24 protein-coding genes and 1 pseudogene are annotated in these 22,604 nt (G+C 71.1%); 22 read left to right on the top strand and 3 right to left on the bottom strand.

From position 1 onward, the window contains the following. From ABZY11_RS31575 to ABZY11_RS31520, 12 genes and pseudogenes are all read left to right on the top strand, one after another. Positions 1-277, top strand: a pseudogene (locus tag ABZY11_RS31575) (hypothetical protein); the annotation flags it as partial. Between the two features lie 143 nt (positions 278-420). Further along, complete coding sequence (gene ald / locus ABZY11_RS31570) at positions 421-1,536, top strand: alanine dehydrogenase (RefSeq protein WP_356482424.1); 1,116 nt, start codon at positions 421-423, stop codon at positions 1,534-1,536. 369 nt (positions 1,537-1,905) lie between these two features. Next, positions 1,906-3,024: a ParA family protein gene (locus tag ABZY11_RS31565; RefSeq protein ID WP_266736277.1), complete on the top strand. Its 1,119-nt coding sequence runs from the start codon at positions 1,906-1,908 to the stop codon at positions 3,022-3,024. Continuing rightward, positions 3,021-3,644 (top strand): hypothetical protein, encoded by a 624-nt coding sequence (locus tag ABZY11_RS31560; RefSeq protein WP_356482423.1) that lies wholly within the window; start codon positions 3,021-3,023, stop codon positions 3,642-3,644. Before ABZY11_RS31565 ends, ABZY11_RS31560 begins: the two co-directional genes overlap by 4 nt. 109 nt (positions 3,645-3,753) lie before the next feature. Further along, positions 3,754-4,779, top strand: coding sequence for a segregation/condensation protein A (locus ABZY11_RS31555; RefSeq protein WP_356482422.1), 1,026 nt, complete (start codon positions 3,754-3,756; stop codon positions 4,777-4,779). Continuing rightward, positions 4,776-5,423 carry an SMC-Scp complex subunit ScpB gene (gene scpB, locus ABZY11_RS31550; protein ID WP_356482421.1) on the top strand — a complete coding sequence of 216 codons (648 nt, stop codon included), beginning with the start codon at positions 4,776-4,778 and terminating at the stop codon, positions 5,421-5,423. The genes ABZY11_RS31555 and scpB overlap by 4 nt, the downstream gene beginning before the upstream one ends. Next, positions 5,423-6,535, top strand: coding sequence for a pseudouridine synthase (locus tag ABZY11_RS31545; RefSeq protein ID WP_356482420.1), 1,113 nt, complete (start codon positions 5,423-5,425; stop codon positions 6,533-6,535). Before scpB ends, ABZY11_RS31545 begins: the two co-directional genes overlap by 1 nt. 132 nt (positions 6,536-6,667) lie before the next feature. Beyond that, entirely contained in the window at positions 6,668-7,321 is a 654-nt protein-coding gene (pnuC, locus tag ABZY11_RS31540; protein WP_356482419.1) for a nicotinamide riboside transporter PnuC, read from the top strand. Beyond that, complete coding sequence (locus tag ABZY11_RS31535) at positions 7,318-8,397, top strand: AAA family ATPase (RefSeq protein WP_356482418.1); 1,080 nt, start codon at positions 7,318-7,320, stop codon at positions 8,395-8,397. Before pnuC ends, ABZY11_RS31535 begins: the two co-directional genes overlap by 4 nt. Next, positions 8,394-9,128, top strand: a complete 735-nt coding sequence (locus ABZY11_RS31530) for an NUDIX domain-containing protein (RefSeq protein ID WP_356482417.1) — start codon at positions 8,394-8,396, stop codon at positions 9,126-9,128. The genes ABZY11_RS31535 and ABZY11_RS31530 overlap by 4 nt, the downstream gene beginning before the upstream one ends. Continuing rightward, positions 9,125-10,147 (top strand): ADP-ribosylglycohydrolase family protein, encoded by a 1,023-nt coding sequence (locus tag ABZY11_RS31525; protein ID WP_356482416.1) that lies wholly within the window; start codon positions 9,125-9,127, stop codon positions 10,145-10,147. Before ABZY11_RS31530 ends, ABZY11_RS31525 begins: the two co-directional genes overlap by 4 nt. A 3-nt stretch (positions 10,148-10,150) precedes the next feature. Then, positions 10,151-10,939, top strand: a complete 789-nt coding sequence (locus ABZY11_RS31520) for a nucleotidyltransferase domain-containing protein (RefSeq protein WP_356482415.1) — start codon at positions 10,151-10,153, stop codon at positions 10,937-10,939. Between the two features lie 22 nt (positions 10,940-10,961). On the opposite strand, the gene ABZY11_RS31515 is transcribed toward ABZY11_RS31520, so the two are convergent. Then, positions 10,962-11,666 (bottom strand): nucleotidyltransferase domain-containing protein, encoded by a 705-nt coding sequence (locus ABZY11_RS31515; RefSeq protein ID WP_356482414.1) that lies wholly within the window; start codon positions 11,664-11,666, stop codon positions 10,962-10,964. 111 nt (positions 11,667-11,777) lie between these two features. On the opposite strand from ABZY11_RS31515, the gene ABZY11_RS31510 reads away from it, so the two are divergent. From ABZY11_RS31510 to der, 6 genes are all read left to right on the top strand, one after another. Next, complete coding sequence (locus ABZY11_RS31510) at positions 11,778-12,221, top strand: YidB family protein (protein WP_356482413.1); 444 nt, start codon at positions 11,778-11,780, stop codon at positions 12,219-12,221. A gap of 261 nt (positions 12,222-12,482) precedes the next feature. Next, positions 12,483-12,845 carry a chorismate mutase gene (gene aroH / locus ABZY11_RS31505; RefSeq protein WP_356482412.1) on the top strand — a complete coding sequence of 121 codons (363 nt, stop codon included), beginning with the start codon at positions 12,483-12,485 and terminating at the stop codon, positions 12,843-12,845. Further along, a complete protein-coding gene (locus ABZY11_RS31500; protein WP_356482411.1) occupies positions 12,842-13,927 on the top strand; it encodes a prephenate dehydrogenase in 1,086 nt (361 codons plus the stop codon). Before aroH ends, ABZY11_RS31500 begins: the two co-directional genes overlap by 4 nt. A 125-nt stretch (positions 13,928-14,052) precedes the next feature. Next, positions 14,053-14,754, top strand: coding sequence for a (d)CMP kinase (gene cmk / locus ABZY11_RS31495; RefSeq protein ID WP_356482410.1), 702 nt, complete (start codon positions 14,053-14,055; stop codon positions 14,752-14,754). Beyond that, positions 14,751-15,452, top strand: coding sequence for a lysophospholipid acyltransferase family protein (locus ABZY11_RS31490; protein ID WP_356482409.1), 702 nt, complete (start codon positions 14,751-14,753; stop codon positions 15,450-15,452). Before cmk ends, ABZY11_RS31490 begins: the two co-directional genes overlap by 4 nt. 67 nt (positions 15,453-15,519) lie before the next feature. Beyond that, entirely contained in the window at positions 15,520-16,989 is a 1,470-nt protein-coding gene (gene der, locus ABZY11_RS31485; RefSeq protein WP_266421313.1) for a ribosome biogenesis GTPase Der, read from the top strand. A 72-nt stretch (positions 16,990-17,061) separates the two neighbouring features. On the opposite strand, the gene ABZY11_RS31480 is transcribed toward der, so the two are convergent. Both ABZY11_RS31480 and ABZY11_RS31475 read right to left on the bottom strand, forming a co-directional pair. Next, positions 17,062-17,403, bottom strand: a complete 342-nt coding sequence (locus tag ABZY11_RS31480) for a hypothetical protein (RefSeq protein WP_356482408.1) — start codon at positions 17,401-17,403, stop codon at positions 17,062-17,064. A 137-nt stretch (positions 17,404-17,540) separates the two neighbouring features. Beyond that, entirely contained in the window at positions 17,541-18,338 is a 798-nt protein-coding gene (locus ABZY11_RS31475; RefSeq protein ID WP_356482407.1) for a hypothetical protein, read from the bottom strand. A 357-nt stretch (positions 18,339-18,695) separates the two neighbouring features. Here ABZY11_RS31475 and ABZY11_RS31470 point away from each other — a divergent pair, with 357 nt between their 5' ends. From ABZY11_RS31470 to ABZY11_RS31455, 4 genes are all read left to right on the top strand, one after another. Beyond that, complete coding sequence (locus ABZY11_RS31470) at positions 18,696-19,979, top strand: glycosyltransferase (RefSeq protein WP_356482406.1); 1,284 nt, start codon at positions 18,696-18,698, stop codon at positions 19,977-19,979. Next, positions 19,976-20,818 (top strand): transferase, encoded by an 843-nt coding sequence (locus tag ABZY11_RS31465; protein WP_356482405.1) that lies wholly within the window; start codon positions 19,976-19,978, stop codon positions 20,816-20,818. Before ABZY11_RS31470 ends, ABZY11_RS31465 begins: the two co-directional genes overlap by 4 nt. Positions 20,819-20,874: 56 nt before the next feature. Next, positions 20,875-21,834: a YafY family protein gene (locus ABZY11_RS31460; protein WP_356482404.1), complete on the top strand. Its 960-nt coding sequence runs from the start codon at positions 20,875-20,877 to the stop codon at positions 21,832-21,834. A 411-nt stretch (positions 21,835-22,245) separates the two neighbouring features. Continuing rightward, positions 22,246-22,461 (top strand): I78 family peptidase inhibitor, encoded by a 216-nt coding sequence (locus tag ABZY11_RS31455; protein WP_356482403.1) that lies wholly within the window; start codon positions 22,246-22,248, stop codon positions 22,459-22,461. Positions 22,462-22,604 lie beyond the last annotated feature (143 nt).

Genomic DNA, 22,604 nt, shown 5'->3' with positions numbered 1-22,604 from the left:
CGTGCCGGCCCGGGCGCGGGCGCTCAGCGAGGCGGCGCGGGTGCAGGAGTACGCGGGCCGGCCGCACGAGTCCCTGCACACCTGCCAGGAGGCCGTCGAGTGGGCCAGGCGGGCCGGGGACGTGCGGCTTCAGGCGGCGCTGGAGCTCCGGCTGGCCGACACGCTCGACAGGCTCGGTGACCCGGCCGCGGCCGGGCTGCATCGGGGTGTGGCCGACAGATTGCTGAACCAGGAGGGTGCGGCCTGCGAAATCCGTAGTACGGCGACAGAAAATTAATGCTTTGTAAGGCTAGACAGCGCGAACCCCTTCATTAGAATGGCTCTGCCGCGTGTGTTCGCGGTGTCTCCATTTACGTAGTGTCTATCCGGGTATGTGTAGCTATGTCCGGGTAACCCTCTGAGCCAAGGACCGTGATCGACGTGAAGGTCGGCATCCCCCGCGAAGTCAAGAACAACGAGTTCCGCGTGGCGATCACGCCTGCCGGTGTGAACGAGCTCGTCCGCCACGGCCACCAGGTCGTCATCGAGGAGAACGCCGGTGCCGGCTCCTCCATCACGGACGAGGAGTACGTCGCCGCCGGGGCACAGATCCTCCCCACCGCCGACGAGGTCTGGGCCACCGCCGACCTGCTGCTCAAGGTCAAGGAGCCGGTCGCCGAGGAGTACCACCGCCTCCGCAAGGACCAGACGCTCTTCACCTACCTGCACCTCGCCGCCTCCCGCGAGTGCACCGACGCGCTGGTCGAGTCGGGCACCACGGCCATCGCGTACGAGACGGTCGAGACCGCGAACCGCGCGCTCCCGCTGCTCGCCCCGATGTCCGAGGTCGCGGGCCGGCTGGCCCCGCAGGTCGGCGCCTACCACCTGATGCGCTCGGTCGGCGGCCGCGGCGTGCTGCCGGGCGGCGTCCCGGGCACGGCGCCCGCCGAGGCGGTTGTCATCGGCGGCGGCGTCTCCGGCTGGAACGCCACGCAGATCGCCGTCGGTCTCGGTTTCCACGTCACGCTGCTCGACAAGGACATCAACAAGCTCCGCGAGGCCGACAAGGTCTTCGGCACCAAGGTGAAGACCGTCGTCTCCAACTCCTTCGAGCTGGAGAAGGCCGTCATCGAGGCCGACCTCGTCGTGGGCGCCGTGCTGATCCCCGGCGCGAAGGCGCCGAAGCTGGTCACCAACGAGCTCGTCGCCAAGATGAAGCCCGGAAGTGTACTTGTCGACATCGCGATCGATCAGGGCGGCTGCTTCGAGGACTCGCACCCGACGACGCACGCCGAGCCGACCTTCATGGTCCACAACTCGGTGTTCTACTGCGTCGCGAACATGCCGGGCGCGGTTCCGAACACCTCGACGTACGCCCTCACCAACGCCACGCTGCCGTACATCCTGGAGCTCGCCAACCGCGGCTGGGTCGAGGCGCTGCGCCGTGACGCCGCGCTCGCCAAGGGTCTCAACACCCATGACGGGAAGGTTGTTTACCGCGAGGTGGCCGAAGCCCACGGCCTGGAGCACGTCGAGCTGAGCTCGCTTCTCGGCTGACGGGTCAACGCCTTCCGTCAACCTCACGCGTACGGCCGGACCTTGCCGAGCAAGGTCCGGCCGTACGCATGCCGGGCCCCTTCGGAAGTCCCGTTCAACTCGTCTCGAACGTAACCCTTCAACCGGTTCGTACACCCGTTAAAACTGTGCCCCGGTGGCTGCGTGCCCTTGACAGGGGCGTGTTCGATTGCCGACACATCGGGCCGGGTCCGGCGGATTGTGTTGCTGCGGAGCGGTGACACGCCATAGAGTCGCCAATCGTCGGCATGGTGCCACGCTGACCTATCGATAAGTTTCCTGGTCACGTCCAAGGAGGTAAGACGACTTGTGAATGAGTCGACATTTACTCCCGGGGGTGTTCATCCAGGGATGCCTGCACGGGGCCAGAGCCCGAACGGGCTGGAGGCTGTCGGCTCCGTCGCTGTCCGCACCTTCGCCACCCAACAGCACATGACGACAGCCCCCCAGATGATGGACGGCCTACACGTGAACGCCATGGCCGGCAACGAGAGTGGCCGGGAGACCGCCCACTTCGCCGACTTCGACGAGGTGCCCCAGGGGCACTTCTACGACCCCGACGCCGAGTACGAGCCCGACCCGGAGTACGCGGCCACCCTCGCGCCCGACGCTGCCCGCCAGCGCCGCGAGCGGATCGGCCCGACCGGCCGGCCCCTGCCCTACTTCCCGATCCCGGGCCCGCTGACCGATCACGGTCCGGCGAAGATCATCGCGATGTGCAACCAGAAGGGCGGCGTCGGCAAGACCACGTCGACCATCAACCTGGGTGCCGCGCTCGCGGAGTACGGGCGACGCGTCCTGCTCGTCGACTTCGACCCGCAGGGAGCCCTGTCGGTCGGGCTCGGCGTCAACCCGATGGAGCTCGACCTCACGGTCTACAACCTGCTCATGGAGCGGGGCATGTCGGCCGATGAGGTCCTGCTGAAGACCGCGGTCCCGAACATGGACCTGCTGCCCAGCAACATCGACCTGTCGGCTGCCGAGGTGCAGCTGGTGAGCGAGGTGGCCCGGGAGTCCACGCTGCAGCGCGCCCTGAAGCCGCTGATGGCCGACTACGACTACATCGTGATCGACTGTCAGCCCTCGCTGGGCCTGCTCACCGTGAACGCCCTGACGGCCGCACACAAGGTCATAGTGCCGCTCGAGTGCGAGTTCTTCGCGCTGCGTGGTGTGGCGTTGCTCACCGAGACCATCGAGAAGGTCCAGGAGCGCCTCAACCCCGATCTGGAGCTCGACGGCATCCTCGCCACCATGTACGACTCCCGTACGGTGCACAGCCGTGAGGTCCTCGCGCGCGTCGTCGAGGCATTCGACGATCACGTCTACCACACGGTCATCGGGCGCACCGTGCGCTTCCCGGAGACCACGGTCGCCGGTGAGCCCATCACCACGTACGCCTCCAACTCGGTCGGTGCCGCCGCCTATCGCCAGCTCGCCAGGGAGGTGCTCGCCCGGTGTCACGCCGAGTGAGTCTGCCCGGGGCCGACGAACTGTTCCGTACCACCGGAGGAATGGGGCTCCAGGCCTCGTCCCCCGCGGACCGGCGGCGCAAGGCGAACGGTGAGGCCCGGGTGCCCGGTCCGGCCGGCGAGAGCGATGCCGGGGCCGACGGATCCGGGGCGGACGCGGCACCCGCCACCGACGGCGCTTCGCGCGAGGAGCACTCCGCGGCGGATGCCGACGCGGGGGAGTCGCGCAGCCGCGGCGACGGTGACCGGGTCGCGGTGGCCGCACAGGCGGGGCGACGGCCCCAGCAGCCCGCGCCGACGACCGCGCCCCCGGCCACGTCGTCGTCCACGCAGGAGGCGGTTCCCGCCGCTGCGGTTCAGCAGCAGCAGCGCAGGCGCGGAGGCGGGCGCGGGGCGAACCGGCGGCCCAGCGGCCGCGAGCGCCACGACGAGAAGATCACCGTCTACGTCTCGGCCGAGGAACTGATGGACCTCGAACACGCCCGCCTCGTGCTGCGCGGGGAGCACGGGCTCGCGGTCGACCGCGGGCGGATCGTCCGTGAGGCGGTCGCGGTGGTGCTCGCGGATCTGGAGTCTCGGGGCGACGCGAGCATCCTCGTACGGCGGCTGCGCGGCCGCTGACCGGTGCGGCGCCGGTAGCCTGCCCGGTGGGCGGCCGCCGGACGAGCGGTCCGGCCCTTTCCGTACGGGCCACGGCCCGCCGCCCGTATCCCACTGCCCCTGGACCTTCATGCCGACGACCGACGAGCCCGCCCGCACCCCACGCCGCCCCCTGGGGCGCGGTCCGGGCGGCCGGACCGGGCCGGAGCCGGTGGACGGCGGGATCGCCGGTCAGGAGCCACCGGCCCCGCCGCTGCCCGTCGCGGAGCCCGAGGTGCCCGTCGCGCCCGGTCCGCCCGCCGAGGCCGCCGGGCCTGCCGAGGCCGCCGGGCCCCCCGGGCCCGCCGACGACGGGCGGTTCACCGTCCGGCTGGCGAACTTCGAGGGGCCGTTCGACCTGCTCCTCCAGCTCATCGCCAAGCACAAGCTGGATGTGACCGAGGTCGCGCTGTCGAAGGTCACCGACGAGTTCATGGCGCACATCCGGGCCATGGGGCCGGACTGGGACCTGGACCAGACCACCGAGTTCCTGGTCGTCGCCGCGACCCTGCTCGACCTGAAGGCGGCCCGGCTGCTGCCCGCCGCCGAGGTGGAGGACGAGGCGGATCTGGCGCTGCTCGAAGCGCGGGACCTGCTCTTCGCCCGGCTGCTCCAGTACCGCGCGTACAAACGCATCGCGGACATCCTCAGCGACCGGCTGGCGTCGGAGGGGCGGCGATTCCCCCGGACCGTGGGGCTGGAGCCGCACCACGCCGAGCTGCTGCCCGAGGTCGTGATCAGCATCGGGGCGGAGGGATTCGCCGCGCTGGCCGTGAAGGCGATGCAGCCGAAGCCCGAGCCGCAGGTGTACGTCGACCACATCCACGCACCGCTGGTCAGCGTGCGGGAACAGGCCGAGATCGTGGTGGCGCGGCTGCGCGAGGCGGGGGAGGCCAGCTTCCGTACGCTCACCGAGGACGCCCCGGACACCCTCACCGTCGTCGCCCGGTTCCTCGCGCTGCTGGAGCTGTACCGGGAGAAGGCCGTCGCGCTCGACCAGGACGAGGCGCTCGGGGAGCTCCTGGTGCGCTGGGCCGGGGGAGAGGGGGCCGGGCCCGTCGTCACGGACGAGTTCGACACCGAGACGCAGGACGTCCAGGAGGATGGGAAGGCATGAGCCAGCAGGAGACCACCGGCACCACCGTCGCGGATCTCGACCTCAAGCCCGCGCTGGAGGCCGTCCTGATGGTCGTCGACGAGCCCGCCACCGAGGAGCACCTCGCCAAGGTGCTGGAGCGGCCCCGCAGGGCCGTCGCCGACGCGCTGCGCGAGCTGGCCGACGAGTACACCGTGCAGCGGCGCGGTTTCGAGCTGCGGCTGGTGGCGGGCGGCTGGCGCTTCTACACCCGCCCCGAGTACGCACCGGCCGTCGAGGGCTTCGTCCTGGACGGTCAGCAGGCCCGGCTGACCCAGGCGGCGCTGGAGACCCTCGCGGTGGTCGCGTACCGCCAGCCGGTCAGCCGTTCCAGGGTCTCCGCCGTCCGCGGCGTGAACTGTGACGGGGTCATGCGGACCCTGTTGCAGCGGGGGCTGGTGGGGGAAGCGGGCGCGGAACCCGAAACAGGTGCGATCCTGTACAGGACGACGAACTACTTTCTGGAGCGGATGGGCCTGCGCGGCCTGGATGAGCTCCCGGAGCTCGCGCCCTTCCTCCCCGAGGCGGACGCGATCGAGGCTGAGACGCTAGAGGGTGTGCCGTCGTTCGATCCGGACGCACCGGACACCCCGGATACTCACGCAGACGACAAGACGGAATTTTGATGCGAAGCAGTGGCAGGAACAGCGGAAGCGGCAGCGGCGGCGGCAAGAGCGGCGGCAGCCGCAATCCCCGCGGTGCCGGCGCCGGGCGCGACGGCAAGCAGGAGCAGCGTCCCCGCCGGCCCCGGCCCGAGGAGCGCCGCTACGACGTGGGCTCCGCCGGGGAGAAGAGCGGCGACGGCCCCCGCAAGGGACGCGGCGCGGCGGCCCGCGGCGGCGCCAAGGGTGGCCCGAAGCCCGCGCAGGGCGGCGGTGGCAGGAGCGGCGGTCCGCGTCGTCAGGGCGCCCCGTCCCGTCCGCGTGAGCTCGACGCCAAGATCGAGCAGCGCAACCGGGACAGGTACGCGAACAAGCCCGACATCAGGACGCCCAAGACCCACCCGGGTGCCGAGCAGGAGGGCGAGCGGCTGCAGAAGGTCCTCGCACGGGCCGGCATGGGCTCGCGCCGGGCGTGCGAGGAACTGATCGAGCAGGCCCGCGTCGAGGTCAACGGCGAGATCGTCGTCGAGCAGGGCATGCGCGTCGATGTGAACAGGGACGAGATCAAGGTCGACGGTCTGACCGTCGCCGCCCAGTCCTACCTCTTCTTCGCGCTGAACAAGCCTGCCGGTGTCGTCTCCTCGATGGAGGACCCGGACGGCCGCCAGTGCCTCGGTGACTACGTCACCAACCGTGAGACGCGGCTCTTCCACGTCGGCCGGCTGGACACCGAGACCGAGGGCATCATCATGCTCACCAACCACGGCGAGCTGGCCCACCGCCTGACCCACCCCAAGTACGGGGTGAAGAAGACCTACCTGGCCGCCATCCAGGGACCGCTCCCGCGCGACCTGGGCAAGCGGCTCAAGGACGGAATCCAGCTGGAGGACGGGTACGCCCGCGCCGACCACTTCCGGGTCGTCGAGAACACCGGCAAGAACTACCTGGTCGAGGTGACCCTCCACGAGGGCCGCAAGCACATCGTCCGCCGGATGCTGGCCGAGGCCGGCTTCCCGGTCGAGCGGCTCGTACGGACGTCCTTCGGCCCGATCCCGCTGGGCGACCAGAAGTCCGGCTGGCTGCGCCGCCTCACCAACACCGAGGTGGGCATGCTGATGCGCGAGGTCGGTCTGTAGGAGCGCCCCGCACCTTCCGTTCCACGGCCCGCGGCCGGTTCCTGTTTTCGATTTTCGAACAGGAACCGGCCGCGGGCCTTTTCCTGTGCCCCTCCCACCTTTATAGTCAGGGTGACTATTAAGGAGGCGGGCGTGAGTATCGCGGATTTCCTCGATCCCCTGCAGCAACCCCTGGTGACGGTGCTCGACACCCCGGTCAGCTGGACCGAGGTGCTCGGCTTCGGCAGCGGGGCACTGTGCGTATGGCTCGTGGCCCGCCAGCACCTCGCCAACTGGCCGATCGGCATCGCCAACAACCTCTTCTTCATCCTGCTGTTCGCCCAGGCCGGTCTGTACGCCGACGCCGGCCTCCAGATCGTCTTCATCGCCCTTGCCGCGTACGGCTGGTGGACCTGGACCCACGGGGGTGGGCCGGGCTCACCGGACCTGCCGGTGCGGCGCACCACGCGCACCGAATGGACCTGGCTGCTCGCGGCGGGTGCGGTGGGGACCGTCGCCCTCACCGTCCTGCTCGACCGCGCCACCGACTCGACCGTGCCCTTCTGGGACGCCCTGACGACCGCGCTGTCCCTGACGGCGACGTACGGGCAGTGCCGGAAGCTCGTCGAGTCCTGGTGGCTGTGGATCGCCGCCGATGTGGTGTACATCCCGCTGTACGGGTACAAGGAGCTCTATCCGACCTCGCTGCTGTACGTCGGCTTCCTGACGCTCTGCCTGATCGGCCTGCGCAACTGGAAGCGTGATCTCGCCGGGCAGCGGCGGCAGTTGGCGGAGGCGACGGCATGAGGCGCTTCGGGCACGGGCTGGTCCTCGGCAAGTTCTACCCGCCGCACGCCGGCCACCACCATCTCGTACGCACCGCGCAGGACCGCTGCGAGCGGCTGACCGTCCTGGTCTGCGCCGCCTCCGTCGAGTCCGTGCCGCTCGCCGACCGGGTGGCCTGGATGCGGGAGGTGCACCCGGACGTACGGGTCGTCGGCGCCGTCGACGACATCCACATGGACCTCCACGACCCTGTGATCTGGGACGCGCACATGGCCGTCTTCACCGGCGCCGTGCCCGAGCCGGTGGACGCCGTATTCACTTCGGAGCCGTACGGGGACGAACTCGCCCGCCGGTTCGGCGCCGAATCCGTCTGTGTCGACCCCGACCGCACTGTCTTCCCGGTCTCCGGCACCGCCGTCCGCAAGGACCCGGTCGGCTGCTGGGACTTCCTGGAACCGCCGGTACGGGCCGCCCTCGCGCGCCGGGTCGTCGTCCTCGGCGCGGAATCCACCGGCACCACGACGATGGCCCGCGCCCTCACCGACCACTACCGCAGGCGCGGCGGCGTCTGGGCGCAGACCCGTTACGTCGCCGAGTACGGGCGGGAGTTCAGCGAACAGAAACTGGCCGCCCTGCGCGACCGGTGGCCCGGGGCCCAGTGGGAGGACGTCGCCTTCACCACCGACGACTTCCCGCTGATCGCCGAGACCCAGAACGCCAAGGAGGAGGCCGCCGCGCGCGCCGGGTCGCCGGTGCTCTTCTGCGACACCGACTCCTTCGCCACCACCGTCTGGCACGAGCGGTACATCGGCGGACGCAACCCGCTCGTCGAGGAGACCGCCGACCGGGTCGCCCACCACCTGTGGCTGCTCACCGACCACCAGGGCGTCGCCTTCGAGGACGACGGACTGCGCGACGGGGAGGAGCTGCGGCCCTGGATGACCGACCGCTTCCGGGACGAACTCACCCGCACCGGAAGGGAGTTCATCGAACTCACCGGAACCCACCAGGAACGCCTGGCCACCGCGGTCGCCGCCGTCGACACCCTGCTCGCCGACGGCTGGAACTTCGCCGCACCCCTGCCGGAGCACCGATGAGCCCCCAAGCCCCCGCAGGCTACGACCCGCACGCCTTCGAACCCTTCGCGGTCACCGTCGACCTCGCCGTCTTCACGGTCCGCGACAGCCGGCTGCACGTCCTGCTCGTCGAACGGGGCGAGGACCCGTACAAGGGGCACTGGGCGCTGCCCGGCGGCTTCGTGCTGCCCCGCGAGTCCGCCGAGTCCGCCGCCCGCCGGGAACTCGCCGAGGAGACCGGACTGACGGAGGACACCGCCGGCGCCCTCCACCTGGAACAGCTTCGCACCTACAGCGATCCGGACCGCGACCCGAGGATGCGGGTCGTCTCAGTCGCCTACGCCGCCCTCGTACCCGACCTGCCCGAACCGCGCGGCGGCGGCGACGCGGCCGGAGCCCAGTGGTGGGATGCCGCAACGCTCGGCCCGCTCGCCTTCGACCACGACCGCATCCTCGCCGACGCACATGACCGGATCGGCGCCAAGCTCGAATACAGCTGTCTGGCCACCGCCTTCTGCCCGCCCGAATTCACCCTGGGAGAACTCCAGCAGGTGTACGAGACGGTCTGGGGCGTCGAGCTGGACCGGCCCAACTTCCGCCGCAAGGTCCTCACCACGCCCGGCTTCGTCCAGGCCGTGGAGGGATCGCCGCGCCGCACCGGCGGGCGGGGAAAACCGGCCGTGCTCCACCGGGCGGGTGCCGCTACCGCCCTGCACCCTCCACTGCTGAGACCGGAAGGAAGAAGCACGTGATCGTGACCAGGACCATCACCAAGCAGGCCGCCACCGGCGCGCTGACCGGGCTCGCGCTCGGCGACGCACTGGGCTTCCCGACCGAGTTCAACAACGTGCCGTCGATCCTCGCCAAATGCGGGCCGTGGCGTCAGATGCGGCTGCCGAAGCCGGCGATCGTCACCGACGACACCCAGATGACGCTGGCCCTGGGGCGGGGCATCCGCACCGCCATGGACCGCGGACTGCTCACCCCGCTGCGGCTGGCCCGCCCGGTGCGCGAAGAGTTCGTCGACTGGTACCACTCGCCCGACAACAACCGTGCCCCCGGCCGCACCTGCATGACCGCCTGCCGCCTGCTCGACAGCGACCGGCTCTGGCAGGAGGCCAGCCAGACCGGCTCCAAGGGCTGCGGCGCCAACATGCGGGTCGCGCCGATCGGACTCGTCCCCGGACTGAGCGACGAACAGCGCTCCGGCGCCGCCCAGTTGCAGGCCGCCCTCACCCATGGGCATCCCACCGCGCTCGCCGCCTCCGACCTGACGGCCCGTGCGGTGCACCTGCTGGCACAGGGGGCCGAGCCGATGGGCCTGATCGGGCAGTTGCGCAGTTACGCATACGAGAACAGCGGCCGGTACCTCACGCGCTGGCTCGGCGACCTCTGGCGGTACGCGGGCGACTCCTCGCCCGAGCTGTACATCCAGCGCGGCTGGGACGAATGCCTCACCGTCCTCGCCCGCGTCCAGGACGCGCTGCGCGACCCGTCCCCGGAGACCGACCCCTGCGAGGCGACCGGCGACGGCTGGATCGCCGAGGAGGCCCTGGCCACGGCCCTGCACTGCTTCCTCCTCTTCCCTGAGGAACCCGTCACCGCACTCCGCCGCGCCGCCTGCACCCGGGGCGACTCGGACTCCCTCGGCTGCCTGACCGGTGCGTTCGCCGGGGCGCATCTGGGGGCGGGGGCCTGGCCCAAGGAGTGGTCGGAGCGGATCGAGTACCGCAGCGATCTGCTGTCACTGGGGGCACTCTGGGACTCTTGACCCATGCGTACGGACACTCAGCACCTCAAGGAGGCCGGGCTGCCGGTCCTGGACCTCGGCCCGGTCCTCGCCGAAGAGCGCCACCCGCTGCTGTTCGCCACGGTCTCCGGGGCGCATCTGTACGGGTTCCCCTCCAAGGACTCGGATGTGGACCTTCGGGGGGTCCATCTCCTGCCCGCGGAGGACCTCGTGGGACTGCGCGAGGCGGAGGAGACGCGCTCGCGGATGTGGGACCGGGACGGGGTCGAGATGGATCTCGTCACGCACGACCTGCGGAAGTTCGTCCGGCTGATGCTGAAGCCGAACGGCTATGTGCTGGAGCAGCTGTTCTCCCCGCTGGTCGTGCACACGAGCGGGCAGCACGCGGAACTGGTGGACCTGGCGCCGGGCGTGCTCACCCGTAACCACGCCCACCACTACCGGGGATTCGCCAACACCCAGTGGCGGCTCTTCCAGAAGACCGGTGAACTGAAGCCGCTGCTGTACACGTTCCGGGCGCTGCTCACCGGGATCCACCTGATGCGCAGCGGTGAGGTGCGGGCGCATCTGCCGACCCTCCTCGGGGAGGTGGCGGCGCCCGCGTACCTGCCCGAGCTGATCGAGGCGAAGGCCGAGGCGGAGCACGGGGGAGCGGGGGAAGTGGCCGGTGCGATGGTGTCCCGGGACGTCGGGGCGCTGCACGGGGTGCTGGACGGGGCCCAGGCGGAATCGAGGCTTCCGGAGGTGGCCGGCGGGTTCGACGCGCTGCACGATCTCGTGGTGCGGGCGCGGTTGACGGGGTGGGCGTCGTAGGGCGCGTCGGTGCGAGGGCGCTTCAGCTCCCGCCGGGCCAGGACACGGACGCCCGGCGGGTGCGGATCAGGAAGTCCTCCACCCGGGCCCGGTCCGGCTCGGCGGGGAGCGGGGAGCTCTCCACCGCCTCGTCGTTCTCCCCGGTGAGGCGGTTCATGCGGCGTTCGACCTCCTCCCACGGCACCTCGCCCCGCTTCACCGCCAGCAGCTCCTCCCGGGCCGCGCCCACCTCGATCGTGAGCTCGCCGGTGCGCAGCAGGTCCCGGCCGCTGCTCAGCAGCCGCAGCAGATGCATGGCGTGTTTCCAGCGCGGCGCCCCGTGCTGCCGTACGTCCGCCTCCAGCTTCCTGCGCTGGCCCGACGCGTAGCGGACGAACGTCCGGTGGGCCAGGCGGGAGAGGAACGCGCCGCGCAGGGAGAGGAGTTCACGGCCCACGGCGTCGACGTGTTCCACCAGGGGCGAGTGCAGGCACTCCAGCACATTGGGGTTGGCGCGCAGCGCCAGCTCGCAGAAGCGTTCCAGTTCCCAGGAGAACTGTTCCTGCGCCGGGCCCTCGACATGCGTCGGCGGCTTCTCGAACCGCCAGAACAGCGGGGTCGGCGCGAGGAACACGCCGCGCCGGTCGGTGTCGCTCTCCTCCGTGGCGAGCCCGAAGGCGCGTGAGCCCATCACGCAGGAGTAGACCGTGTGGTCGCGTACGAGAGCCTCGGGACCGGGGGTGATCATGCCGGCGAGGGTACGTGAGGGGGACAGCCCTCCGGCGCCCCGCTCAAGTGGCAGAAGCCCGGGTTCTGATCGACATTGTCGATAAATCATCCCCTCCGGAAAGGCGGAACCATGGCAGGAAACGATCTCGGCAGCCTGCTCGGCGGCTTGCTGGGCGGCGGCCAGAGCAGTGGCCAGAGCAGCGGCCCGGGCGGTGCCGGGAGCATCCTCGGCGCGCTGCTGGGCACGCTCGGCGGTGGCCGGGGCGGTACGGGCGGCGGTGGTGGCAACGCGCTCGAAGGGCTGATAGGGATGCTCACCAGGTCCGGCCTCGTCGACCAGGCACAGTCCTGGGTCGGCACCGGTGCGAACCAGCCGGTCAGCGGCGCCCAGATCACCGAGGCGCTGCCGGACGAGACCCTGCGGAAGGTCGCCCGGGAGGCGGGGGTCACCACGGAACAGGCGGCCGACGAGATCGCCCGGTCGCTGCCGACAGCGGTCGACAAATTGACTCCCACGGGGGAGGTGCCCGAGGGTCGCTCGATCGAGGACCTGGTCCGGGAGCAACAGCTCTGACAGAGCCCGTGAGCAGCAACTCCGACAGCGGAAGCGGCCCGAGCGGCCGTGCGGAACGGCCCGCGGGCCCCGCGCCGGCTTCCCGGGCGTCCATCCGGGAGGCCGGCGCAGCAGGTCGCGGGCCGTGACCGCGTGCCCGCCCCGTCTCACGGACAGAGCACCCCGGACCGCCGGCCGCGCCACCCCTCTAGGCTGGCCGGGCAGAGAGGTCACGCAGGCGGACAGCAGGCGCGACACGTACGAAGAACCGAGGAGCACGACGTGGCGGTACGAGCGGTCCGCGGAGCCGTCCAGTTGGAGCAGGACGAGGCCGGACACATGGACGAGCGGGTCAGCGCCCTGCTCACCGCCGTTCTGGAGCGCAACAGCCTCGTCGCGGACGATCTGATCAGCATCTGGTTCACGGCCACCCCCGACCTGCACAGTGACTTCCCGGCCGCCGCCGCACGCGGGCTCGGTATCGTCGACGTACCGCTGATCTGTGCCCAGGAGCTGGACATCGTCGGGGCCATGCCCCGTGTGGTGCGCATCCTCGCGCACGTCGAGACATACCTGCCCAAGTCCGAGATCGCCCACGTGTACCTCGGTGCCACCGCCGCACTTCGCAAGGACATCGCCCAGTGAGAACCGCCGTCGTCATCGGAACGGGCCTCGTCGGCACTTCCGCAGCCCTCGCCCTCGCCGGGCGCGGCATCCGGGTCCACCTCGTCGACCACGATCCCCAGTCGGCCCGCACCGCGGCCGCTCTGGGCGCCGGTACGGACGAGGCGCCCGAGGAGCGTGTGGACCTGGCGATCATCGCCGTGCCGCCCGCCCACGTCGCCACCGTGCTGGCCACCGCCATACGGGACGGCATCGCCCGCGGCTACCTCGACGTCGCCAGCGTGAAGGGCGGCCCGCGCCGCGAACTGGAAGCCCTCGGCCTCGACCTCACGCCGTACATCGGTACGCACCCCATGGCCGGCAAGGAGCGGTCGGGCCCCCTCGCCGCCACCGCGGATCTGTTCGAGGGCCGCCCCTGGGTCCTCACCCCGACCCGCGACACCGACACCGAGGTCCTCAACCTCGCCCTGGAACTGGTCGCGCTCTGCCGCGCCGTCCCGGTCGTCATGGACGCCGACGCGCACGACCGGGCCGTCGCCCTGGTCTCCCACACCCCGCAGCTGATCTCGTCGATGGTCGCCGCCCGCCTGGAGGAGGCCGACGAGACCGCCGTACGCCTCTGCGGCCAGGGCATCAGGGACGTCACCCGGATCGCCGCCTCCGACCCCCGGATGTGGGTGGAGATCCTCTCCGCCAACCCCGGCCCGGTCGCCGACGTGCTGGCCGGGGTCGCCGCCGACCTGGACGAGACGGTACGGGCGCTGCGCGGCCTGCAGTCCGGCGACGACGACGAGCGCCGCGCGGGCACCGAGGGCATCGAGGACGTCCTGCGCCGCGGCAACGCGGGCCGGGTCAGGGTCCCCGGCAAGCACGGGACCGCCCCCACCGCGTACGAGATGGTGTCCGTGCTGATCAGCGACCGGCCGGGCGAACTGGCCGGGATCTTCGCCGACGCCGGACGGGCCGGGGTCAACGTCGAGGACGTGCGCATCGAGCACGCCACCGGACAGCAGGCCGGCCTGGTCCAGCTGATGGTCGAGCCGAGCGCGGCCCCCGCACTGAGCGCGGCCCTGCGCGAGCGGGGCTGGTCGATACGCCAGTAGGCCCGGCGCGGCGGGACCGGGAGGCGGTTGTCCACAGGGGTGCGGAGACCCGCTCCGACACTCGGTAACCTTGTGCGGGGCGGGTTTGCACGCGCCCCGTCCCGCCCACCCCGTGTACCAGGAAGGTGTCCACCACCGTGGAAACCCGTACGGCCCCGGCCGCAGTGATCGTCGCCATCGACGGGCCCTCCGGCACCGGCAAGTCGAGCACGTCCAAGGCCGTCGCCGCACAGCTCGGCCTGAGCTACCTGGACACCGGAGCCCAGTACCGGGCGATCACCTGGTGGATGCTGAACAATGGCATCGACGTCCAGGACGCGGTCGAGGTGGCGACCGCGGCCGGCAAGCCGGTCATCGTCTCCGGCACGGACCCGGCCGCCCCGACGATCACCGTCGACGGCGAGGACGCCTCGGGCCCGATCCGTACCCAGGAGGTCACCTCCAGGGTCAGCGCCGTCAGCGCGGTCCCCGAGGTGCGCACCCGGATCACCGAGCTGCAGCGCGGCATCGCCGCCGCGGCCGAGCTGGGCATAGTGGTCGAGGGCCGGGACATCGGCACCACCGTGCTGCCCGACGCCGACCTGAAGATCTTCCTCACCGCCTCCCCGGAGGCACGCGCCGCCCGGCGCAGCGGAGAGGTCAGGGGCTCCGACCTCGCCGCCACCAAGGAAGCGCTGATCAAGCGGGACGCGGCCGACTCCGGCCGCAAGACCTCACCGCTGGCCAAGGCGGACGACGCCGTCGAGGTGGACACCACCGAGCTGACCCTTCAGCAGGTCATCGAGTGTGTCGTCACCCTCGTCGAGGAGAAGCGGGCCACGAAGTGACCCAGGCCACGGGCTCGCCCTCGCCGCGCGGTGCGGCGGTCGGGCGCGGGATCGGCATCGGGCTGATGTACGGGCTGTGGAAGCCCCGCGTCCTCGGTGCGTGGCGGGTCCCCGCCGCCGGACCCGTCATACTCGCGGTGAACCACTCGCACAACATCGACGGTCCGATGCTGATGGGCACCGCGCCCCGGCCCGTCCACTTCCTGATCAAGAAAGAGGCGTTCGTCGGCCCGCTCGACCCGTTCCTGCGCGGAATCGGTCAGCTGAAGGTGGACCGCACGACCGTCGACCGCACCGCCATCACCCACGCCCTCGGCGTGCTGGAGAACGGCGGGGCGCTCGGGATCTTTCCCGAGGGCACCAGGGGCGAGGGCGACTTCGCCTCCCTGCGTGCCGGACTCGCGTACTTCGCGGTTCGCAGCGGGGCGCCGATCGTGCCCGTGGCCGTCCTGGGAAGCACCGAGCGCAGCGGACGGTTGATATCGGCACTGCCGCCGCTGCGCAGCCGGGTCGATGTCGTCTTCGGCGACGCCTTCGAGGCGCAAGAGGGGGCGCGTAGCTCGTACGAGGGCGGTGGCGGGCGACGGGCGGGCGGGAGCGGCCGGCGCACCCGCAAGGCGCTGGACGAGGCGACGGTACGGATCCAGGCGCGGCTGACCGCCCACCTGGACGAGGCCAGGCGTTTCACCGGGCGCTAGGTAAGACTTGAGTAGTGGGCCGCGTGTTCGTGGCCCATCGATGATGATGCAAAGAGGAACGGACTTCATGAACGACCAGATTCACTCCGACGGCTCGGACCACGAGCACGGAGCGCTTGGCGACGCCGAGTACGCGGAGTTCATGGAGCTCGCCGCGGAGGAGGGCTTCGACCTCGAAGAGGTCGAGGGTGCCATCGACGAGGCCGGTCACGGACCGCTGCCCGTGCTCGCGGTCGTGGGCCGCCCCAACGTCGGCAAGTCGACACTGGTGAACCGGATCATCGGCCGCCGGGAGGCCGTCGTCGAGGACAAGCCCGGCGTCACCCGCGACCGTGTCACCTACGAGGCCGAGTGGGCGGGCCGCCGCTTCAAGGTCGTCGACACCGGCGGCTGGGAGCAGGACGTGCTGGGCATCGACGCCTCCGTCGCCGCCCAGGCCGAGTACGCGATCGAGGCGTCCGACGCGGTCGTCTTCGTGGTCGACTCGACCGTCGGCGCGACCGACACCGACGAAGCCGTCGTCAAGCTGCTGCGCCGGGCGGGCAAGCCCGTCGTGCTGTGCGCCAACAAGGTCGACGGACAGAGCGGCGAGGCGGACGCCACCGCGCTGTGGTCGCTGGGCCTCGGCGAGCCGCACCCGGTCTCCTCGCTGCACGGCCGCGGCACCGGCGACCTGCTCGACGCCGTGCTCGAAGCGCTTCCCGAGGCCCCGGCGCAGCGCTTCGGCACCGCCATCGGCGGCCCGCGCCGGATCGCGCTCATCGGCCGTCCGAACGTCGGCAAGTCCTCGCTGCTGAACAAGGTGGCGAACGAGGACCGCGTCGTCGTCAACGAGCTCGCGGGCACCACCCGCGACCCGGTCGACGAGCTGATCGAGCTCGGCGGCATCACCTGGAAGTTCATCGACACGGCCGGCATCCGCCGCCGCGTCCACCTCCAGGAAGGCGCGGACTACTACGCCTCGCTGCGTACCGCCGCCGCCGTGGAGAAGGCCGAGGTCGCCGTCGTCCTGATCGACGCGGGCGAGTCCATCAGTGTCCAGGACCAGCGCATCATCACCATGGCCGTGGAGGCCGGGCGGGCCCTGGTGATCGCGTACAACAAGTGGGACACCCTCGACGAGGAGCGTCGCTACTACCTGGAGCGCGAGATCGAGACGGAGCTCGCGCAGATCGCGTGGGCGCCGCGGGTCAACGTCTCGGCCGTCACCGGCCGGCACATGGAGAAGCTCGTTCCGGCGATCGAGACCGCCCTCGCCAGCTGGGAGACCCGCGTCCCCACCGGCCGGCTGAACGCCTTCCTCGGTGAGATCGTCGCCTCCCACCCGCACCCCGTCCGCGGTGGCAAGCAGCCCCGGATCCTCTTCGGCACCCAGGCCGGCACCAAGCCGCCGCGCTTCGTGCTGTTCGCCTCGGGCTTCCTGGAGCACGGCTACCGACGGTTCGTCGAGCGCCGGCTGCGTGAGGAGTTCGGCTTCGAGGGCACCCCGATCCACATCTCGGTGCGGGTCCGGGAGAAGCGCGGCCGCAACAAGTAGCGCGCAAGGGCGTACGACAGAGCCCCGGACCGTCGTCTCGGATGCGAGACGGTCCGGGGCTCCGTCGTACGGTCAGGCCCCTCGGGAACCCGGGGGCAGGGCCGCCGGCTGGGTGCGCCCGGAGTGCCGGCCCACCCGCTGCCAGGAACCGAGGCCGCCGGTGTGTGTGCCGGTGCCGCTGCTGTGTCCGGTGGCCCCGCCGGTCACGGAGAGACCGGTGGAGAATCCGGCGGAGTGGCTGCTCAGCGGGAGGCGGCTGCCGAAGAGGCCGGTGCCGAAGGCAATGAAGCCCAGATTCTCCTCGCCGCTCCGATCACCCGGCAGCGCCCGGAACGAACGGCGGTACTCCGAGTACAGCGCGTCGTAGATCGGGGTGTGGGACTGACCGCCCGATGGGTCCTGCGAGGGCCGCATGGCAGGGATCGGGCTCGGGCGCTGGTGGGAGGAGTCGTATGAGTGCACGTATGTGCCAACGACCCCGGTGCCCGTCGGATGCGGGCGCGGCGGAGAAATAGCTGTTCGCCGCTGGTGCGAGGAGTCGGCGGGCATGATCAGGTACCGGCCAGCGGCATCGCGGCGGCGACCAGGAGCCCTTCGGCCGCGGCCTTGTCCAGGGCGTCGCGCAGCAGGTCCTCGCGGGGCTGCTGACCGATCGACCCGGCCGGGGCGGCGAAGACCAGGACGGTCCGCGACTTGTTGGCCGCGCTCCGCCAGCCCTCGGTGACCTGGAGCGGTGCGTGCGCCTGCCACCAGGCGACCGGTGCGCCGCCGTCGGTGCCCGGCTGGAGCACGGCGTGCAGGTGGCCCATGGCGAGCAGGATCGACCAGCCGTGCAGCACGGGGGGCACCTGGTCCATCCGGTGGACCGGGTGGAAGCCCTGCTCCAGCAGCAGCTGGAGGAATTCGTCACCCCGGCTGCCGTCCGTGCCGGGACGGGCGATCGCACCGGTCGGCTCGACGACGAGGGCCGGGTGGAGCTCGTCGTCGATCAGGACGAGGCCACTGGTGATCCCGAGGACGGCCTGTTCGGTGGGGAGGGCCTGCGGCCGGCCCGCGTCGGTGCCGGAGCCGTTGTCGCCGGTGATGCTGCGTACGGCGCCCTGCAGCTGTTCCTCGGCGACCTGGACGACCTGCGAGGGGATGCACGTCGCGTGGGCGAAGGCGAGGACGGCGGTTTCGTCGCCGACGAAGAGCACCGTGCTGGTGCGTTCCTGCTCGGAGTCTCCCGGGGTGCGGCAGGAGGTGCAGTCGTAACTGCCGGGGGCGTTGTCGCCGACGAGCAGCCGGTCGGCTTCGGCGTCGCCGATCTCGGCGCGTACGTCCTCGCTGACATCGAGCATGCGCGGCACGGGTGGCTCCTCGAACTCGGTACGTGTGCCGGGCGGTTCCCGGCTCATGGAAATGACAACGGGCGAGCCGCGGCCGGGGTCACGCGAGAAAGGGAACGTAATCGAACCAACCGGCGCAGAGGGTGAATCCCCGGCTCCAGGAGACCGCTTGAGGCCCATTTGTGCTGATCCGACCGGCCGCGATGTGGTCGACTCGGCCATGGGGCGGTGCATCGATACGTCGATAAAGCGGGAAAGTGGGCGAGTTTACGGCTGTCCGAAATTCGCCCCTACTCGGAGTGAACCGTCGACTGGCCCGCACCGTCATGGCAAGTGCAGCGGGCCGCTGATCAGTCGAACCGGGAGATATGGCGTTTCATGCACATTTCTTTCCTGCTCCACAACGCCTACGGAGTCGGGGGCACGATCCGCACGACGTTCAATCTCGCCGGGGAGCTGGCCGGGCACCATGACGTCGAGATCGTTTCGGTCTTCCGGCACCGTGACGTTCCCGCGCTGGGCGCCCCCGAAGGGGTGCGCATGAGCCATCTCGTCGATCTGCGGAAGAAGAGCCCGACGTACGACGGCGACGCCGCCGGATACGCCCGTCCCGCAACCGTGTTCCCGCGCGGCGACAGCAGGTACCGGCAGTACAGCAGGCTGACCGACGCACGGGTGGCGGACCATCTGCGCTCCCTGGAGGCGGACGTCGTGGTCGGCACCCGGCCGGGGCTCAATGTGCACATCAGCAGGCAGGCCCGCCGCGGCCCGGTCCGGATCGGGCAGGAGCACCTCACCCTCGACAGCCACAGCTACCGGCTCCGCCGCGAGATCGGACACCGCTACGCACTGCTCGACGCGATCACCACCGTCACCGAGGCCGACGCCCACGCCTACCGGACCGGGCTCAAGCTGCCCGGTGTACGGATCGAGGCCATCGCCAACAGTGTGCCCGAGCCGACGGTCGCGCCCGCCGACGGCGACCGCAAGTGGGTGATCGCCGCGGGCCGGCTGCACAAGGTCAAGCGGTACGACCTGCTCGTCCGGGCGTTCGCCGACGTGGTCGCGGTCCGCCCGGACTGGCGATTGCGCATCTACGGCGGCGGTGACGCCACCGGGAACGAACGAGAGGTGCTGCTCGCGCTCATCGGCGAACTCGGGCTGCACAACCATGTGTTCCTGATGGGACCGGTCAATCCGCTGGAGGCCGAATGGCCCAAGGGGTCGATCGCCGCGGTCACTTCGGACCGCGAGTCCTTCGGCATGACCATCGTCGAGGCGATGCGCTGCGGCCTGCCGGTCGTCGCCACCGACTGCCCGCACGGCCCCCGCGAGATCATCGACGACGGCACCGACGGACGGCTGGTGCCCGTCGGCGACACGGCGGCCGTGGCCGACGCCCTGCTCGGCCTGATCGACGACGACGCGGCACGGCACCGCGCGGGGCGCGCCGCGCTGGCCGCGTCGCAGCGCTTCGACCCGTCGCGGATCGCCGAAGCCCATGAACGGCTCTTCACCGAACTCGCCTCGCGGGGCCCGCGCGACCGCGCGCACAGTGCGCTGGGCACCACGCTGCACCGCGCCCGGGGCACCGTGCTGGACGGGGCGTACGCCCTGCGATACAAGGCAGCCGCCGTGATCCGCAAGGGGAAGACCACATGACCGTCTCCGCAGGGCGAAGGACACCACGGGCCGACTGCACCGCGGGACCCGACGGCGGGATCACCTTCGATCTCGACCTCGGCCGCCGCGAGGACGAGGCGGCGCCCGAACTGCTTCTCCGGCTGCGCGGCGCCAAGGGCAGGGGCCGCGAGGAAAACACCGTACGGCTGTCGCTGAGCCCGCTGCGCGACGGGCGGCTGCGCGCGGTGCTGCCGCAGGCCGTGGAACTCGCCGAGGGCCGCTGGGACGTCCATCTGCGCGAGCCGGGCGCGGACGACGACGGGGCGGTTGCCGTCGAGCCCGGAATCAGGGATCTGCGGCTGCTCGTCGACCGCGCACCGGGGAGCGGGCGGATCGCGGTCCGTATCCCGTACCCGACCCTGGACGGCCGGCTCGCCGTGCGCTGCTGGCTCCGCACACCGCACGCCGAGGCCGGACCGGTGACCTTCGACGGGAGCGGGATGACCGTCGAGGGCACGCTGTACGGGACCGGACTCGGCACCGATGCCCGCGTCGAGGCGCGACAGCCCGGCCCCGACGGCCGGGTCCTGCGGGTGCCGGTCACCGGGGAGGAAGCCACCTTCGCCTTCACGCTCCCCCTGGACCGGCTGGCCGCCGGGGCCGTCACCGCGCAGCAGCTGTGGACACTCTGGCTGATCCTCGGGACGGCGGACGGCGAGCCGGCCGGCGGCGTACGGATCTCCCGCATCCTCGACGACGTCTGGGACCGCAAGAAGATCTTCGTCTACCCGGGCCGCGGCACCGGGGAGGGCAGCCGGGCCACCCCCTGCTACTCCACCGACAACGACCTCTGCGTACGGATCGAACCGGCGCCCTGAGCGGGTGCCAGGGGTTGCGGACACAGGCTGTCCGCAACCCCTGGCAGACTCACCCCATGTTGGAGACCTCGGCACGACTGCTGCGTCTGCTCTCACTGCTCCAGGCACACCGCGACTGGTCCGGCGCCGATCTCGCCGACCGGCTCGGGGTCACCCCGCGGACCGTCCGGCGCGACGTCGACAAGCTGCGCGAACTGGGCTACCCGGTCAACGCCAGTCCCGGCACCGGCGGCGGGTACCAGCTCGGCGCCGGTGCCCAGCTGCCGCCACTGCTCCTGGACGACGAGGAGGCCGTCGCGGTCGCCGTCGGCCTGCGCACCGCGGCGGGCAACGGTGTCGAGGGCATCGGCGAGACCTCCGTACGCGCCCTGACCAAGCTCGAACAGGTGCTGCCCGACCGGCTCCGGCGCCGGGTGAACGCGCTGAACACCTTCACCGTGCCGTTGCTCCGCGGGCCCGGCACCTCGGTCGCCGACGCGGGTGTCCTGACCGAACTCGCCGGGGCCTGCCGGGACGGTGAGCGGCTGCGCTTCGAGTACCGGGACCACTCCGGTTCCGTCTCGCGGCGGACCGTCGAACCCCACCGGCTGGTGTGCACCGAGCGCCGCTGGTATCTCGTCGCCTGGGACCTGGACCGCGCGGAGTGGCGTACGTTCCGGGCGGACCGGATCACCCCCACGCCGCCGCACGGCCCGAGGTTCGTCCCCCGTGAAGCACCCGCCGAGGACCTGGCCGCCTATGTCGCGCAGGGCATCTCCACGGCCGTGTACCCGACGCGTGCGGTGATCCGGCTGAAGGTGGGGATCGAGCGCGCGGCCGAGCGGATCTCGCCCGCCTCCGGGGTGCTGGAGGCGGTCGACGCCGAAAGCTGTCTGCTGCGCACCGGGGCAGCCGGCCTCGATGTGCTGATCATCCACGTGATGCTGTTGGGGTTCGACTTCGAAGTCGTCGAACCACCGGCGCTCAAGGACGCGATCAGGGTGGCCAGGGACCGGCTGTCCAGGGCCCTGACCTGAGCACTGCCTGCGAACGCCATACGGACAGGGCGGGGTCGCCCGCTATACCAGTGGCAGTCGACGGCCGTCCCCGTACCGCGGCGTGAATATTGTGACCAAAGGATAAGGCTGCCATAAGGAAGCGTGAATTCCTGGCGACATACTCATTTACGCACGCTATTCGGCGCGGGAATTCGGCTCGTTCGGCAAGTGATATTCCACTCCGATTCCGGGTCTTCCGGGTGATCGTTTTCCGGCTTGTGTGATTACTGTGTGTCGGGTCCCGGGCCGCCTGTTCGGGTGGCGTGATTCATACGGCACGCGTGTCGTGATCCTGTGACACAAGTGTGACCGGCGGGGAACGTGGGGATGCCCGGTGGCCACGGGCGCCCCGGCTTCCGCGGCCGCCCGTGGCCGCCTACGGTGAGGGGCATGGCACCCATACCGACCCCTCCCGCCCAGCCCGACGACGCGCCCGGTGAGTACGTCGGCCTCGCTGCCGACGTAGCCGAACGGCGGGCCCGCAGCCGTGGCTGGAACACCGTCAGATCCCTGCCGCCGGGCGCGATCATCACCATGGAGTTCCGGAGCGGACGGATCAACTTCGAGGTCGACGACGCCGTCGTCACCCGCTGCTGGCTGGGCTGAGGCTCCCCGTGGCCGGACCTCGGCGACCCCTGCACGAGTGAAGGCCCCGACATCGGTCGGGGCCTTCACTCGTGTCCGGGGGAGCGGCTGTGCGTACCGGCCCCGACGCCGAGGCCTCAGCCGCCGGTCACCGGGCGGGCCGG

It is taken from the genome of Streptomyces sp. NPDC006510 (assembly GCF_040611955.1).
Classification (GTDB): Bacteria; Actinomycetota; Actinomycetes; order Streptomycetales; family Streptomycetaceae; genus Streptomyces.
Note: the sequence above shows the minus strand (reverse complement) of the source record. Positions and strands in the feature narration are given on the sequence as shown.

Excerpts from the sequence above, each read along its gene's own strand:
- ABZY11_RS31510 (WP_356482413.1), top strand. The coding sequence starts at position 11,778 with ATGGCAGGAAACGATCTCGGCAGCCTGCTCGGCGGCTTGCTGGGCGGC.
- der (WP_266421313.1), top strand. The coding sequence starts at position 15,520 with ATGAACGACCAGATTCACTCCGACGGCTCGGACCACGAGCACGGAGCG.
- ABZY11_RS31455 (WP_356482403.1), top strand. The coding sequence starts at position 22,246 with ATGGCACCCATACCGACCCCTCCCGCCCAGCCCGACGACGCGCCCGGT.
- ABZY11_RS31535 (WP_356482418.1), top strand. The coding sequence starts at position 7,318 with ATGAGGCGCTTCGGGCACGGGCTGGTCCTCGGCAAGTTCTACCCGCCG.
- scpB (WP_356482421.1), top strand. The coding sequence starts at position 4,776 with ATGAGCCAGCAGGAGACCACCGGCACCACCGTCGCGGATCTCGACCTC.
- ABZY11_RS31470 (WP_356482406.1), top strand. The coding sequence starts at position 18,696 with ATGCACATTTCTTTCCTGCTCCACAACGCCTACGGAGTCGGGGGCACG.
- ABZY11_RS31530 (WP_356482417.1), top strand. The coding sequence starts at position 8,394 with ATGAGCCCCCAAGCCCCCGCAGGCTACGACCCGCACGCCTTCGAACCC.
- ABZY11_RS31565 (WP_266736277.1), top strand. The coding sequence starts at position 1,906 with ATGCCTGCACGGGGCCAGAGCCCGAACGGGCTGGAGGCTGTCGGCTCC.
- ABZY11_RS31545 (WP_356482420.1), top strand. The coding sequence starts at position 5,423 with ATGCGAAGCAGTGGCAGGAACAGCGGAAGCGGCAGCGGCGGCGGCAAG.
- ABZY11_RS31460 (WP_356482404.1), top strand. The coding sequence starts at position 20,875 with ATGTTGGAGACCTCGGCACGACTGCTGCGTCTGCTCTCACTGCTCCAG.
- ABZY11_RS31520 (WP_356482415.1), top strand. The coding sequence starts at position 10,151 with ATGCGTACGGACACTCAGCACCTCAAGGAGGCCGGGCTGCCGGTCCTG.
- ABZY11_RS31465 (WP_356482405.1), top strand. The coding sequence starts at position 19,976 with ATGACCGTCTCCGCAGGGCGAAGGACACCACGGGCCGACTGCACCGCG.
- ABZY11_RS31480 (WP_356482408.1), bottom strand. The coding sequence starts at position 17,403 with ATGCGGCCCTCGCAGGACCCATCGGGCGGTCAGTCCCACACCCCGATC.
- ABZY11_RS31555 (WP_356482422.1), top strand. The coding sequence starts at position 3,754 with ATGCCGACGACCGACGAGCCCGCCCGCACCCCACGCCGCCCCCTGGGG.
- ABZY11_RS31515 (WP_356482414.1), bottom strand. The coding sequence starts at position 11,666 with ATGATCACCCCCGGTCCCGAGGCTCTCGTACGCGACCACACGGTCTAC.